This is a genomic window from Salipiger sp. CCB-MM3, assembly GCF_001687105.1.
In the GTDB taxonomy this organism is placed as follows: domain Bacteria; phylum Pseudomonadota; class Alphaproteobacteria; order Rhodobacterales; family Rhodobacteraceae; genus Salipiger.
In genome coordinates this window covers 270,363-283,728 of record NZ_CP014595.1, presented here as the reverse complement: position 1 = coordinate 283,728, position 13,366 = coordinate 270,363, and the positions used below count along the sequence as shown (strand labels likewise).

The 13,366-nt window shown below is 66.8% G+C and carries 12 protein-coding genes; 3 read left to right on the top strand and 9 right to left on the bottom strand.

The genetic code is table 11. From position 1 onward, the window contains the following. Nucleotides 1–5: 5 nt before the first annotated feature. A complete protein-coding gene (locus tag AYJ57_RS01355) occupies nucleotides 6–782 on the top strand; it encodes an enoyl-CoA hydratase-related protein (RefSeq protein WP_066100127.1) in 777 nt (258 codons plus the stop codon). Nucleotides 783–926: 144 nt separating this feature from the next. Here the strand turns inward: AYJ57_RS01355 and gltA are convergent, their stop codons facing one another. Further along, on the bottom strand, nucleotides 927–2,222 hold the full coding sequence (gene gltA / locus AYJ57_RS01350) for a citrate synthase (RefSeq protein WP_066100124.1): 1,296 nt from the start codon (nucleotides 2,220–2,222) through the stop codon (nucleotides 927–929). 94 nt (nucleotides 2,223–2,316) lie between these two features. Then, nucleotides 2,317–3,735, bottom strand: a complete 1,419-nt coding sequence (gene gltX / locus AYJ57_RS01345; RefSeq protein WP_442974580.1) for a glutamate--tRNA ligase — start codon at nucleotides 3,733–3,735, stop codon at nucleotides 2,317–2,319. Nucleotides 3,736–3,812: 77 nt separating this feature from the next. On the opposite strand from gltX, the gene AYJ57_RS01340 reads away from it, so the two are divergent. Beyond that, the gene (locus tag AYJ57_RS01340; protein ID WP_066100118.1) at nucleotides 3,813–5,894 is read left to right on the top strand and encodes a ComEC/Rec2 family competence protein; all 2,082 of its coding nucleotides are present in this window, start codon (nucleotides 3,813–3,815) and stop codon (nucleotides 5,892–5,894) included. Here AYJ57_RS01340 and lexA read toward each other — a convergent pair. From lexA to AYJ57_RS01305, 7 genes are all read right to left on the bottom strand, one after another. After that, nucleotides 5,888–6,589, bottom strand: a complete 702-nt coding sequence (gene lexA / locus AYJ57_RS01335) for a transcriptional repressor LexA (RefSeq protein WP_066100115.1) — start codon at nucleotides 6,587–6,589, stop codon at nucleotides 5,888–5,890. The genes AYJ57_RS01340 and lexA overlap by 7 nt on opposite strands. A 172-nt stretch (nucleotides 6,590–6,761) precedes the next feature. After that, nucleotides 6,762–7,928, bottom strand: coding sequence for a molybdopterin molybdotransferase MoeA (locus AYJ57_RS01330; RefSeq protein ID WP_066100112.1), 1,167 nt, complete (start codon nucleotides 7,926–7,928; stop codon nucleotides 6,762–6,764). Next, nucleotides 7,925–8,401, bottom strand: a complete 477-nt coding sequence (gene moaC / locus AYJ57_RS01325; RefSeq protein ID WP_066100109.1) for a cyclic pyranopterin monophosphate synthase MoaC — start codon at nucleotides 8,399–8,401, stop codon at nucleotides 7,925–7,927. Before moaC ends, AYJ57_RS01330 begins: the two co-directional genes overlap by 4 nt. Further along, nucleotides 8,398–9,201, bottom strand: coding sequence for an indole-3-glycerol phosphate synthase TrpC (gene trpC, locus AYJ57_RS01320; RefSeq protein WP_066100106.1), 804 nt, complete (start codon nucleotides 9,199–9,201; stop codon nucleotides 8,398–8,400). The genes moaC and trpC overlap by 4 nt, the downstream gene beginning before the upstream one ends. Before the next feature lie 44 nt (nucleotides 9,202–9,245). Further along, nucleotides 9,246–9,890, bottom strand: a complete 645-nt coding sequence (locus AYJ57_RS01315; RefSeq protein ID WP_066100103.1) for a uracil-DNA glycosylase — start codon at nucleotides 9,888–9,890, stop codon at nucleotides 9,246–9,248. Next, nucleotides 9,887–10,909, bottom strand: coding sequence for an anthranilate phosphoribosyltransferase (gene trpD / locus AYJ57_RS01310; protein ID WP_066100098.1), 1,023 nt, complete (start codon nucleotides 10,907–10,909; stop codon nucleotides 9,887–9,889). Before trpD ends, AYJ57_RS01315 begins: the two co-directional genes overlap by 4 nt. Beyond that, the gene (locus tag AYJ57_RS01305) at nucleotides 10,906–11,487 is read right to left on the bottom strand and encodes an anthranilate synthase component II (protein WP_066100095.1); all 582 of its coding nucleotides are present in this window, start codon (nucleotides 11,485–11,487) and stop codon (nucleotides 10,906–10,908) included. Before AYJ57_RS01305 ends, trpD begins: the two co-directional genes overlap by 4 nt. A gap of 176 nt (nucleotides 11,488–11,663) precedes the next feature. Between AYJ57_RS01305 and AYJ57_RS01300 the strand changes: the two genes are divergently transcribed. Then, on the top strand, nucleotides 11,664–13,331 hold the full coding sequence (locus tag AYJ57_RS01300; RefSeq protein ID WP_066100092.1) for a divergent polysaccharide deacetylase family protein: 1,668 nt from the start codon (nucleotides 11,664–11,666) through the stop codon (nucleotides 13,329–13,331). The last annotated feature ends 35 nt before the right edge of the window (nucleotides 13,332–13,366 follow it).

Genomic DNA, 13,366 nt, shown 5'->3' with positions numbered 1-13,366 from the left:
GCAGCATGAATTACGACACCATCCGCTATGAGGTCATTGACGACGTGGCGCAGATCACCCTCGCGCGGCCCGAGGTGATGAACGCGCTTTCGGCGCCGATGCGGGCCGAGCTGACCCATGCCATCCAAGCGGGCGGCAAAGAGGCGCGTGTGGTGGTGCTGACCGGCGAGGGACGGGCGTTCTGTTCGGGCCAGGATCTGGGCGACCGCGAGACCGCCGCCAATATCGACCTCGAGCGCGTGCTGCGCGACGAATATATGCCGATGCTGACCGCCATCACCGAATGCCCGCGCCCGACCATCGCGGCGGTGAACGGCGCTGCCGCGGGGGCCGGGGCGAATCTCGCGCTGGCCGCCGATGTGGTGATCGCCGCCGAGAGCGCCTTTTTCATGCAGGCCTTCACCCGCATCGGCCTGATACCCGACGCGGGCGGCACTTGGCTGCTGCCAAGGCAGATGGGGCTGGCCAAGGCTATGGGCGCCGCGCTCTTTGCCGACCGCATCAGCGCGGCGCAGGCCGAGCGCTGGGGGATGATCTGGGAGGCGGTGCCGGACGCGGAGTTCGAGGCGATCTGGAAGGCCCGCGCGGCGCATCTGGCGCAGGGCCCGTCCGAGGCCTACGCGCGCATCAAACGCGCCATCCGTGGGGCCTTCGAGCAGGACCTCGGCAGCCAATTGGTGCTGGAGGCGCAATTGCAGGGCGAATGCGGCATGACGCGGGACTTCAAGGAGGGCGTGGTGGCGTTCCATGAGAAGCGCGCGGCGAAATTCGAGGGGCGGTGACGCGTGGCTGGCGCCGGATCTGCGTATTTTTAAAGAGAAGAAGCAGGGGGGCGGCGCTGAAGACGCGCTTTAGCCCTAAAAGTAATGGCCCGGACAGCGAAAGGCCCCGCATCTGCGGGGCCTTTCCTGTCACAAAAGCTGCGTTCAGCGGCTTTCGATGTCGGTGTAGTCGCGCGTCACCGAGCCACGGTAGAGCTGGCGCGGGCGGCCGATCTTGTGCTGCGGATCGGCGAGCTGTTCTTTCCACTGCGACACCCAGCCGACGGTGCGCGACAGCGCGAAGATCGGGGTGAACATGGAGGTCGGGAAGCCCATCGCCTCGAGAATGATGCCCGAGTAGAAGTCGACGTTCGGGAACAGCTTCTTCTCGATGAAGTAATCATCCTCGAGCGCCTGCTTTTCCAGTTCCTTGGCGACCTGCAGGATCGGGTTGTTCTCGACACCCATGAGATCCAGCACCTCGTCGGCGGATTGCTTCATCACCGTCGCGCGCGGGTCGCGGTTCTTGTAGACGCGGTGCCCGAAGCCCATCAGGCGGAACGGGTCGTTCTTGTCCTTGGCGCGGGCGATGAACTCGGGGATCTTGTCGACCGAGCCGATCTCTTTGAGCATCTCGAGGCAGGCCTGGTTGGCGCCGCCGTGGGCCGGGCCCCAGAGGCAGGCGATGCCAGCCGCGATACAGGCGAAGGGGTTGGCGCCCGAAGAGGAGGCCAGTCGCACGGTCGAGGTCGAGGCGTTCTGCTCGTGATCGGCGTGCAGCGTGAAGATGCGGTCCATGGCGCGCGCGAGGATCGGGTCGACCTCGTATTTCTCGGCGGGCACCGAGAAGCACATGTGCAGGAAGTTCTCTGCGTAGGTCAGATCGTTGCGCGGGTACACGAAGGGCTGGCCGATCGAGTACTTATAGGCCATCGCGGCGATGGTCGGCATCTTGGCGATCAGGCGGTGCGAGGCGATCTCGCGCTGACGCGGGTCCGAGATATCCGTCGAGTCGTGGTAGAAGGCCGACATGGCGCCGACCACACCCACCATGGTTGCCATGGGATGCGCGTCGCGGCGGAAGCCGCGGAAGAAGTTGTGCATCTGCTCATGGATCATCGTGTGACGGGTGATCGTGTTCTCGAACAGCTCGAGCTCTGCCGCGGTCGGCAGCTCGCCGTAGAGCAGCAGGTAGCACACTTCGAGGTAATGCGACTTACCGGCCAGTTGGTCGATCGGGTAGCCACGGTGCAGCAGAACGCCTTCGTCGCCGTCGATGAAGGTGATGGTGCTGTCGCAGCTCGCGGTGGAGGTGAAGCCCGGGTCGTAAGTGAATACCCCGGCCTGCGCGTAGAGCTTGCGGATGTCGACCACATCGGGGCCGGCGGTCGGGGAGTAGATCGGAAGATCGTAGCTCTGCTCGCCAATGGTCAGTTTCGCGCTTTTCGCTGTGTCAGCCATGCTTGCTTTATCCCTTCATCTGGAAAAGGCCAGGCGCGGCGGGCGCGCCCGGTCGGTATCTGTCACATGGCCCGGAGTGGGTCGGTACTTGCCGTTACGCCACCTCGGAGGCCGCTGCCTGTTCGAGCCGGAGGAGCGACTCCTCGCGGCCGAGCACCAGCATCATATCGAACACGCTAGGGGTGACGGCCCGGCCAGCAAGGGCCGCACGCAGCGGGCCCGCAAGCTTGCCGAACTTGGTGTCGTGTTCCTCGGCGAAACGCGCCGTTACCCCCTCGAGCTCTTCTCGCGACCAGCTAGCACTTTGCAGGTGCGGCGTCAACGCAGCCAGTATACCACGGGATACAGGATCGAGGTTTTTCTGTGCCTTCTCATCCGGGACAATCGGCGTCTCTGTCAGAATGAACTGAGCCTTTTCAAGGAGTTCCGGGAAGGTTTTGGCCCGGTCCTTCAGGCAATACATACCCCGCGTCATCCCGTCCTTTTGCGCCGCTGTCAGCGCCGGAAGCTCGGCTGCAGCAAGATACGCCTCGATTTCTTGCAGCAGTGCGGCATCGTCCCCGGCCGCGATGTGCTGGCCGCAGATGTTCTCGAGTTTCTTGAAGTCCAGACGGGCCGGGGATTTGCCGATTCCAGACAGGTCGAACCACTCTTTTGCCTGGGCATCGGTAAAGAACTCGTCATCGCCGTGGCTCCAGCCGAGGCGCGCGAGGTAGTTGCGCATGCCCGCCGAGGGGTAGCCCATCTTCTGGTACTCATCGACGCCAAGCGCCCCGTGGCGCTTCGACAGCTTCTTGCCGTCGGGGCCGTGGATCAGCGGGATATGCGCATAGACCGGGACCGGCCAGCCCATGGCGGTGTAGATGCCCATTTGGCGCGCTGCATTGTTGAGGTGGTCGTCGCCGCGGACCACATGGGTCACGCCCATGTCGAAATCATCGACCACCACCGCCAGCATGTAAACCGGCGTGCCGTCGGAGCGCAGTAGGATCATGTCGTCAAGCTGGGCGTTGCCGATGCGCACCTCGCCCTGCACCTCGTCCTTGATCACCGTCTCGCCCTCTTCGGGGGTGCGCAGGCGGATCACATAGGGGGCGTCGGGGTGGGTTGCCGGATCGGCGTCGCGCCAGGGCGAGCGGAACAGCGTGGAGCGGCCTTCCTCTTTCGCCTTTTCCCGAAATGCGGTGATTTCCTCCTGTGTGGAGAAGCACTTATAGGCCGCGCCCTTGGCGAGAAGCTCGCGGGCGACCTCGGCGTGGCGCTCGGCGCGCTCGAACTGGCTGATCACCTCGCCGTCATGGTCGAGGCCGAGCCAGTCGAGCCCCTTGAGGATCGCCGCCGTCGCCTCGGGGGTCGAGCGGGCGCGGTCGGTGTCCTCGATGCGGAGCAGGAATTTGCCGCCACGGCCACGGGCATAGAGCCAGTTGAACAGCGCGGTGCGGGCGCCGCCGATGTGCAGAAAGCCGGTGGGGGAAGGGGCGAAACGGGTGACGACCGCCTGGGTGTTCGTCATGGTCATTAACCTCGCGGTAATCGTGGTGAGCCTAGGATTTGCAGGTTCCTTAAACAGCACAGGGGGCGGGGGCAAGCATGGGGGCGCGGATCAGCCGTCTGCTTGGCGTGCCGGCAGGCTGGGGCCTCAGCGCGCTGCGCCGCCAGCGCGGTCATCTCTTCCCTTGGGTGCCGGTCTGCTTTGGCCTCGGCATCGCGCTCTATTTCGCGCTGCCGTACGAGCCGGTGCCGGAGGCGCTTCTTTTCAGTGCCCTCATGGGCGGCGGGCTGCTTCTCTTTTGCCTGCGTATGGCCTCTGATCAGTCGGTGCTGCCGCTTGTCTTTGGGCTCGTGCTGCTCGGTCTGGCGGTCGCCGGGGGGCGGGCGCATCTGGTCGCCGCGCCGCAGCTTGCCGGGCGCTACTACGGACCGATCGAAGGGCGCGTGGTGCAGATTGACCGCGCAAGATCGGATGCGCTGCGGCTGACGCTCGACGATCTGCGCCTGCAGGGCCTGCCTGCTGACCACCAGCCGCGCCGCGTGCGCATCGCGCTGCATGGTGATCCCGATGTTCAGGCGCGTGTGCTGCAGCCCGCGCCGGGTCAACGGGTCATGCTTACCGGCCATCTCCTGCCGCCCGGTGACCCCGTCGAGCCGGGCGGCTTCGACTTTCGGCGACACGCTTGGTTTCAGGAACTCGGCGGGGTCGGCTACACGCGCACGCCGGTGCTTTTGCTCGCGCCGCCGGAGGGAGGGCAATATCTCTTTCGCACCCGCATGGCTTTGTCACGCCATGTGCAGGCGCAATTGCCCGGCGAGATCGGTGCCTTTGCGGCGGCGCTGATGACCGGCGACCGCAGCGCGATGGGGCAGGAAACGCTGGAGGCGCTGCGGCACAGCAATCTCGCGCATCTTCTGGCGATCTCCGGCTTGCACATGGGCCTTCTCGCGGGGTTCGTCTTTGCGGCACTGCGGATCGCGCTGCTGCTGCCGCGGCGCTCGCGTCACCATTGGCCGGGCAAAAAGATCGCGGCGGTGGGCGCATTGTTGGCCGCCGCCGCCTATATGGCGCTCTCGGGCGGCAATGTGGCCACGCAGCGCGCCTTCATCATGGTGGCGGTCATGCTCGGCGCGGTGCTGGCGGACTTACGGGCGCTGTCGCTGCGCGCGGTGGCCCTTGCGGCGCTGATCGTGCTGACCTTGCGGCCCGAAGCACTGCTTGGCCCGGGCTTTCAGATGTCTTTTGCCGCCACGACCGCCCTCGTCCGGGTGTTCGAAAGCGCGGGCTCGGGGCGGCTGATGCGCCTCGCACCTGTCGCCCGCCCGCTCGTCACGCTGCTGCTTTCCTCGGCGACCGCCTCGCTGGCGACGGTGCCCTTTTCCATGGCGCATTTCAACATCCTCTCGCGCTACGGTCTGCTGGCGAACCTGCTCGCTGTCCCGGCCATGGGGCTGGTGGCGGTGCCCATGGCGGTGCTGTCTGCGCTGCTCCTGCCGTTTGGGCTCGATGCGCTGGCGCTGCAGGGCATGGCGCTGGCGCTGCGCTGGATCCTAACCGTCGCCGAGCGCGTCTCCGCGCTGCAAGGGGCCGTGGTCCCGGTGGTGGCACCGGCGCCGGCGGTGCTTCCGCTGCTGATTGGCGGCGGGTTGCTGGTCTTGCTCTGGCAGGGACGCGGTCGCTGGATGGGCGCGGTGCCGGTGCTTGCGGGGGCCTTCCTCTGGATGGAAACCGTGCGGCCCCTGCTGCTGATCTCCGAGACGGGACGCCTCGTTGGTCTGATGACCGAGGAAGGGCGCGCTCTGTCACGCAATGTCGGCAGCGGCTTTGTCGCCGAAAGCTGGCTCGAGAATGACGGACAGGCTGGAGGGCAGCCCGCCGCTGCGGCGCTCTGGCCGGTCAGCGAGAGCAAACTGCGCCGCGCCGCAACGGCGGATCAGCAGATCGTGCATGTGATCGGCGCGCGCGAAGCGCAGAAGGTGACAGGCTGCGCAGGTGCAACAATCCTCGTCTCGAGCGCGCCCATGCTGCGCCGAGAGGGGTGCATGGTTTTCGATCCCGTGGGCCTGCAGGTGACTGGCGCGGTGGCGCTATACGAGGCTCCGGACGGCATCAGGATTGAGGCGGCCAAAGGCCCCAGTGCCCGCCTGTGGCAGAGCCCAGCGGTGCGCCGCGATCAATAGGAGCGGATGAGCCCGACAAGACGCCCCTGCACGGAAACCGATCCCGCGGGCAGCACGCGCGGCTCAAACGCCGGGTTGGCGGCTTCGAGGACGATGCTGCTGCCCTTGCGGCGGAACCGCTTGAGCGTGGATTCATAACCCTCCACCTGCGCCACGACGATCTGGCCGTTTTCGGCGGATGAGGTTTCGCGGATGATCACCACGTCGCCATCGTTGATCCCGGCTTCGATCATCGAGTCGCCTTTGACTTCCAGCGCGTAGTGGCGGCCGCTGCTGGCGAGCATTGCACTGGGCACGGCCACATTCGGCGGGACATCCGAGATCGATTCGATGGGAACACCGGCGGCGATGCGGCCCATCAGGGGCAGTTCCATGGCGCCGACGCTTTCCAGCGCCTCGGCCACCGCGTTATTCGCCGCAGGCGCGCCACGATCGCCTTCGATCACATGGGGGACAAAGCCGCTGGGCCGCCCGGCGAGGCTGTCGGGCAGTTTGACGATCTCGATCGCGCGGGCGCGGTGGGCAAGGCGGCGAATGAAGCCGCGCTCTTCCAATGCGGTGATCAGCCGGTGGATGCCGGATTTCGACCGCAGATCGAGCGCCTCTTTCATTTCGTCGAAACTTGGGGGGACGCCGTCGCGGGCGACGCGCGTGTTGATGAAATCCAGCAGATCGAGCTGTTTCTTGGTCAGCATGCGCCGTGCCCCGTGGGTTGCCCAGTGAAGATGTTCGATTTTGTTCTAGGCATGTTCCCGTTTTGTGTCAATCCCCGCTTTCGTTAAACGAAAGTTAATAGCGTCGCGCAAGCCGCGCTGGCGGGCCGAGAATTGGGATTTCGGGGAGGCCCGAAACAGCGTCCGCGAGCGGTCAGAGACGGATCACCTCGATCTCATCCCCAGCGGCGCGCGCAGGATCGTGCGGCGGACGAACGGCGAGAGCGTCGGCACTGCCCAGCACGCTCAGCAGGGCGCTGTCTTGCCGGTCGAACACCGTCACGCCGTCGGGGGAGAGGCGCGCGCGCATATAGTGCTCGCGCGGGCCGTTCCCGCCAATCGGTGCGGCAAGGCGCAGCGTTTCGCGCGGGGCTGCTGCGGCACCAAGGCCGAGCATCGCCCGGATCACAGGCGCGAGAAAGACGTGCCCGCAGACCATCGCCGAGACCGGATTGCCCGGCAGACCAACCATCATCGCGGTGCCAAAACGCCCCGACATCAAGGGTTTGCCAGGCCGCATGGCGACTTTATGAAAGGCGCTCTGCAGACCCATGTCCGCGGCGACATGGGCCACCAGATCATGGTCGCCGACCGACGCGCCGCCGATGGTGACCACCAGATCAGCGTCATCGACCATGCCAAAGATGGTGCGCAGCGAGGCTTCGGTGTCGCGCGCGATCGGCAGCAGGCGCGGATCGGCGCCAAGCTGTTGCATCAGCACATAAAGACCGAATGTGTTGGAGGCGATGATCTGATCCGGGCCGGGGTCTTCGCCGGGCATCACCAATTCGTCGCCGGTCGAGATGATCGCCACTTTCGGGCGGCGGGTGACCGGCACATTGGCGATGTTCATCGCGGCGAGCAGCGCGATATCCTGCGGCCCCAGAACGCGCGGCGCGTCAATGCGCAGCCCCTTGCGGAAATCATTGCCATAGGGGCGGATATTGTCGCCGGGGCCAAGTCGGTCGGTGATCGTGATCACATCGCCATCGCGATCCACATCCTCTTGGATCACAACGGTTTTCACGCCGTCCGGGATGGGCGCGCCGGTGAAGATGCGCACCGCTTCGCCGCTGCCGACGCCGCCGGTGAAGGCGCGGCCCGCGGCGGCCTCGCCGATCACGGAAAACCGCTGCCCCGGCGCCGCCTCGGCGACGCCATAGCCGTCCATGGCCGAGGCTGCAAAGGGAGGCTGGTCACGCTGCGCTTCAACCGGGCGGGCGAGAACGCGGCCTCCGGCGCTCCGCAGCGGCACCTCCTCGATATCCAGCGGGCTGGCGAGCGAAAACAGGCGGTCGAGAGCTTCGGCGACGGAGATCATTTCGCCTCGTAACGTCCGGATTTTCCGCCATCTTTGAGAAGGACGCGCAGGCCGCCGATCTCCATACCGCGATCCACGGCCTTGACCATATCATAGACGGTGAGCGCCGCGGCCGAGGCAGCGGTGAGCGCCTCCATCTCGACGCCGGTCTGGCCAGTGGTCTTCACCGTGGCCTCGATCTGCAGGCCGGGAAGTTCCGGGTCTTGGGTGATCTCGACGGTCACTTTGGTCACCGGCAGCGGATGGCACAGCGGGATCAACTCGGGCGTCTTCTTGGCGCCCATGATGCCCGCCAGACGGGCCACGCCGATGACGTCGCCTTTCTTCGCCTGACCCTCTGCGATCAGATCGAAGGTGGCGCGCTCCATGCGGATCCACGCGGCGGCGGTGGCGATACGAGACGTTACGGGTTTATCCGAAACATCGACCATATGGGCATCGCCCTTGGCGTCGAAATGGGTGAGGCCGCTCATGCGGGCACCGGGTCGGCGAGCAGCGTGCGGGTCGCTTGTTCGACGTTCTCCTGCCGCATCAGGCTCTCGCCGATGAGGAAGGCGCGCGCGCCATATTGCGCCATGTCCGCCAGATCGGCGGGGGTGTTGAGGCCGGATTCCGAAATCAGGAAGCGCCCCTCGGGCGCGTTCTTCGACAACTCACGGGTGGTGTCCAAAGAGGTTTCGAACGTCTTGAGGTTGCGGTTGTTGACCCCGATCAGCGGAGATTTCAGCTTGAGCGCGCGCTCCAGTTCCTCGGCGTCATGCACTTCGATCAGCGCGTCCATGCCCCAGTGGAATGCGGCGTCTTCAAGCTCGGCAGCCAGCGCGTCCGAGACAGAAGCCATGATGATCAGGATGCAATCGGCGCCAAGCGCGCGGGCCTCGGCGACCTGATAGGGGTCATACATGAAATCCTTGCGCAGCGCGGGCATGTTGGTGGCCGAACGCGCCTCGGTCAGGAAGCTCTTGGCGCCTTGGAAAGAGGGCGTATCGGTCAGCACCGACAGGCAGGTCGCGCCGCCGCGCTCATAGGCCTGCGCCAGCGTCGCGGGGTGAAAGTCTTCGCGGATCAAGCCTTTGGAGGGAGACGCTTTCTTAACCTCAGAGATCAGCCCGTATCCGGTTTTGGCGGCGTCGAACAGTGCCTGCGCGAAGGGGCGGACCGGGCCTGCGGCGCGGGCCTCGGCCTCGACCTCTGCCATGGATTTCGCAGCCTTGTCGGCGGCGACCTCTTCGAGCTTATAGGCCTTGATCTTGTCGAGGATCGTCTGGGTCATGGCGGGCTCCGGTAATCGTCTGTCTGGGCCGGTCAGGCTGCCGCTCAGGGCGTTGTCCAGTTGATCGGCGTGTCCCCTCTGGCTTTAAGCCAGTCGTTGACGCGGGAAAAGGGGCGCGAGCCGAAAAAGCCGCGCCGCGCCGAGAGCGGCGAAGGATGGGCCGAGGCGAGGATGAGATGATCGTCGCCATGGATGTGCTTGGCGAACTTCTGAGCGTGACCGCCCCAGAGGATGAAAGCCCGCGGCTTGTCCGACAGCGCGTCCAGCACCTGCGCGGTCAGCCCGGACCAGCCAAGCTTGGCATGGGCGCCAGCATTGCCCGCGGGGACCGAGAGCGCGGTGTTGAGCAGCAGGACGCCTTGCCGGGCCCAGAACCGCAGATCGCCATTGGGCGGCACGGCGCCGAACTCTTCCTGCAGTTCCTTGTAGATATTGGTCAGCGAGCGCGGCAGGGGCCGTATTTCGGGTTCGACCGAAAAAGACAGCCCATGCGCATGGCCGGGCGTGGGGTAGGGATCCTGCCCGAGGATCACCACCCGCACATCATCGGGCGCGCAAGCCTCCAGCGCGGCGAAGCGCTGCGCCTCGGGGGGCAGCACCTGCCGGGGTTCCGCCGCAAGCGCCTCGGCGATGCGGGGAAACTCTTCGGTGAAGAAGGGCAGATGCGCCCAGGCGGCAGGCAGGCTCATGCGGCGGCTTGCGTCGCCTCGGCAAGCGCCTGGACCTTGGCCTTGGCCGCGCCGCTGTCGATGCTCTGGCGGGCCATGGCGGCACCTTCCTTGAGATCGCTCGCCTTGCCCGCAACCACCAGCGCGGCAGCCGAGTTCAGCAGAACCGCATCGCGATAGGCGGTCTGCGCGCCATCCAGAAGCGCGTGCAGCGCCTTGGCATTCTCCGCAGGTTCGCCGCCGACGATGTCTTCGAAAGGATGCACCGGCAGGCCGGCGTCCTCAGGGTGAATTTCCGCCTCACGGATTTGCCCGTCTTCTTCCAGCGCGGCGATCCAGCTCACGCCAGAGATCGCCAGCTCATCAGTGCCATCCGAGCCGTGCACCAGCCATGCGCGCTCCGAGCCGAGCTGGCCCAGCGTTTCGGCCATCGGGCGGATGAGATCGCGCGAGAACGCCCCGGTCAGTTGCCGCTTCACGCCCGCCGGGTTGGTCATCGGCCCGAGGATGTTGAAGATCGTGCGCGTGCCCAGCTCCATGCGCGGCGGGCCCACGTGCTTCATCGCCGGGTGGTGCATGGTCGCCATCATAAAGCAGATGCCGACGTCGTTCAGAATGGGCGCGATGGCCGAGGCGGGCAGCATCACGTTGATGCCCATCTGCCCCAGCGCGTCCGCCGAGCCCGACTTCGACGAGAGGTTGCGGTTGCCGTGCTTGGCCACGGTGACGCCCGCGCCCGCGACCACGAAGGCGGTGGCGGTCGAGATGTTCAGCGTGCCCTTGCCGTCGCCGCCGGTGCCGACGATGTCGATCGCGCCCGCGGGGCCGACCACCTTGTTGCATTTGGCGCGCATCACGGCGGCGGCGGCGGCAAATTCCTCCACCGTCTCGCCGCGGGTGCGCAGGCTCATCAGCAGGCCGCCGATCTGGGCCGGAGTGGCCTCGCCCTCAAAGAGGATCTCGAAGGCCGCCTCGGCCTCCTCCCGGCTCAGCGGGCGGGTACAGGCGGCGCCGATCAGCGGCTTCAGTCGATCGCTCATGCAGGGACTTTCATGGTCTTCAGGAAATTCTCGATGAGGGCATGGCCGTGCTGCGAGGCAATGCTCTCGGGGTGGAACTGCACGCCGTGGATCGGCAGTTCGCGGTGCCGCAGCCCCATGATCGTGCCATCCTCGAGCCAAGCGTTGACCACCAGCTCCTCGGGCAGATCGTCGCGCGCGACGACGAGGCTGTGATAGCGCGTCGCCTCGAACGGCGAGGGCAGCCCGGCAAAAACGCCGGTGTCATCATGGTGCATCTGCGCGATCTTGCCGTGGACGATCTCGTCGTGGCGCTTGACCGTGCCGCCGAACGCCTGACCGATGGTCTGATGCCCAAGGCACACCCCAAAGAGCGGCGTGCCGGTCTCGGCGGCGGCGTGGGTGAGCGACAGGCAGATGCCCGCCTCGGTGGGGGTGCAGGGGCCGGGCGAGAGCAGGATGCCCTCGGGTTTCAGCGCCATCGCCTCCTGCACGTCGATCTGGTCGTTGCGGATGACCTTGGCCTCCACGCCCAGCTCGCCCACGTAATGCACGAGGTTCCAGGTGAAACTGTCGTAATTGTCGATGAGAAGCAGCATGGTAGACTCTTCAGGCTGGCGGGCGAACCCGCGGTGGGGGTATACATGCGCCCGCAGGTGGTGCAGCGTCAAGGCCATGTCCCGAACAAGTGTTTCGGGAGCGGCACAGGCGCCGTAGCATGGCGGCAAAGGGTCCGGCAACGGGGCCCGGGGTAGAGAAAAGGACGGGCAGGGACATGGCACGTGGTTTCTTGGCAGGGGCGATCTGGGGGCTGGTGGTCTCTGGTGTCGGTTTGGCGGCGATTTCGGTGGCGATGGGGCCGCCCGCCAATCGCCCGACGCCGCCCAGTGTCGCGGAGGCCGAGGAGCCCGAAACTGGCGATGTGGCTGTTTCGGATACCGCCGAAATGCCTGCGCCGCAGGACCTTGAGACGCCTTCGGGCAGCGCGCAGGACCAGAGCCCGTCCGAGGCGCCGCCGGTAGAGACACCCGAGCCAGCGGATGACGCCCTAGCCGAAGCGGAAGCGGAGGTCGCCGCATCCGAAACACCGACCGAAATTCCGACGCCGAGCGCCGAAGAGGCCGCGCCGGAGAGCGAGAGTGCCGCTGAGGAGTCCGAGCCGCAGCCGGTAACGCCGCCCGCCCGCCGCCCCAGCGAAGAGCGCGGCGTCGAGGCTGCCAGCGCCGGGCCGTCGCTCGCCGCGCCGGGACTGGCCGAGGGCAGCGCGCCCGACACCCAGCCCTCGCAGCGGCCCGAGCCCATTCCCGCGCCGCAGGCCCCCGACGCCCCCGGCACCTCCGAGGCCGCGCGGCTGGCCGTGGGCGGTGACGCGCCGGTGCAGCCGGGGCTCCCGACGCTGCCACCCGAGGCACCGCTGGCCGAAGCGCAGCCCGCCGTTTCCACCGACCCGGCCCAGCCGCCGCAACCAGCCGAGGACAGCGGGCTGGCCGCAGAGCCGGAACCGGCCACCGACGCTGTTTCGGAAGCACCCGAAATGGACAAATCTCCGTTGCCCGAGGCAGAGCCGGAAAAGCCCCGCGTCACCGTGCTGACCCCGGAGCGCAGCGACCCCCCCGAGCCCGCGTCGCAAGAGGAGCGTCCGGCCATTGGCACGCCGGCCGACACGCTGGTGGGGCGCGAGGGCGCGGTGCCGCAAAGCCGCCTGCCGGTGGTCTCGGACGCCGAAGAAACACCGGACACCACAGCCCCCGCGCCGCAGGACAGCCCGCTCTATCGTTATGCGGCGGCGACGGATCTTCCCGCCGGCGAGCCTGCACTGTCGATTGTCTTGATAGATGACGGCAGCGGGCCGCTTGGGCCCGAGGCGGTGGAGGCATTCCCCTTCCCGGTGAGCTTTGCGATCTCGGCGGACCATCCCGATGCCGCGGCGGCCGCGGCGGCCTATCGCGCCCGTGGGTTCGAAGTGCTGGCGCTGTCGGACCTGCCCGAGAATGCCACGCCCGCCGATACCGAGGTCGCGCTCGAAGGCGCGCTTGGCGCGGTGCCCGAGGCCATCGGCGTGCTCGAAGGGCCTGATCTAGGCCTGCATCAAAGCCGCGAGATCGGCACGCAGGCGGCGCAGTTCCTGCGCGATACCGGCCATGGGCTGCTGCTGATGGCCAATGGGCTCAACACCGCCGAGGCGTTGGCCCGGCGCGAGGGCGTTCCGGCGCTGACCGTGTTCCGGGACTTCGACGGCAAGGGGCAGGACCCGCGGGTGATGCGCCGGTTCCTCGATCAGGCCGCCTTCAAGGCGCGTCAGGAAGAGGGCGTGGTGATGCTGGGCCGTCTGCGCGCCGACACGGTCTCGGCGCTGCTCTTGTGGGGGCTGCAGGACCGCGCCAACAGCGTCGCGCTGGTGCCGGTCTCGGCCTTGCTCCAGCGCCAGCAGAACGACGGCTGATCTTTTCGTCTGACGGGCACTGAGCGGCTGGCGGG

Excerpts from the sequence above, each read along its gene's own strand:
- AYJ57_RS01300 (WP_066100092.1), top strand. The coding sequence starts at position 11,664 with ATGGCACGTGGTTTCTTGGCAGGGGCGATCTGGGGGCTGGTGGTCTCT.
- AYJ57_RS01355 (WP_066100127.1), top strand. The coding sequence starts at position 6 with ATGAATTACGACACCATCCGCTATGAGGTCATTGACGACGTGGCGCAG.
- gltX (WP_442974580.1), bottom strand. The coding sequence starts at position 3,735 with ATGACGAACACCCAGGCGGTCGTCACCCGTTTCGCCCCTTCCCCCACC.
- AYJ57_RS01340 (WP_066100118.1), top strand. The coding sequence starts at position 3,813 with ATGGGGGCGCGGATCAGCCGTCTGCTTGGCGTGCCGGCAGGCTGGGGC.
- trpC (WP_066100106.1), bottom strand. The coding sequence starts at position 9,201 with ATGACCCAGACGATCCTCGACAAGATCAAGGCCTATAAGCTCGAAGAG.
- gltA (WP_066100124.1), bottom strand. The coding sequence starts at position 2,222 with ATGGCTGACACAGCGAAAAGCGCGAAACTGACCATTGGCGAGCAGAGC.
- moaC (WP_066100109.1), bottom strand. The coding sequence starts at position 8,401 with ATGAGCGGCCTCACCCATTTCGACGCCAAGGGCGATGCCCATATGGTC.
- AYJ57_RS01305 (WP_066100095.1), bottom strand. The coding sequence starts at position 11,487 with ATGCTGCTTCTCATCGACAATTACGACAGTTTCACCTGGAACCTCGTG.
- AYJ57_RS01330 (WP_066100112.1), bottom strand. The coding sequence starts at position 7,928 with ATGATCTCCGTCGCCGAAGCTCTCGACCGCCTGTTTTCGCTCGCCAGC.
- trpD (WP_066100098.1), bottom strand. The coding sequence starts at position 10,909 with ATGAGCGATCGACTGAAGCCGCTGATCGGCGCCGCCTGTACCCGCCCG.
- lexA (WP_066100115.1), bottom strand. The coding sequence starts at position 6,589 with ATGCTGACCAAGAAACAGCTCGATCTGCTGGATTTCATCAACACGCGC.
- AYJ57_RS01315 (WP_066100103.1), bottom strand. The coding sequence starts at position 9,890 with ATGAGCCTGCCTGCCGCCTGGGCGCATCTGCCCTTCTTCACCGAAGAG.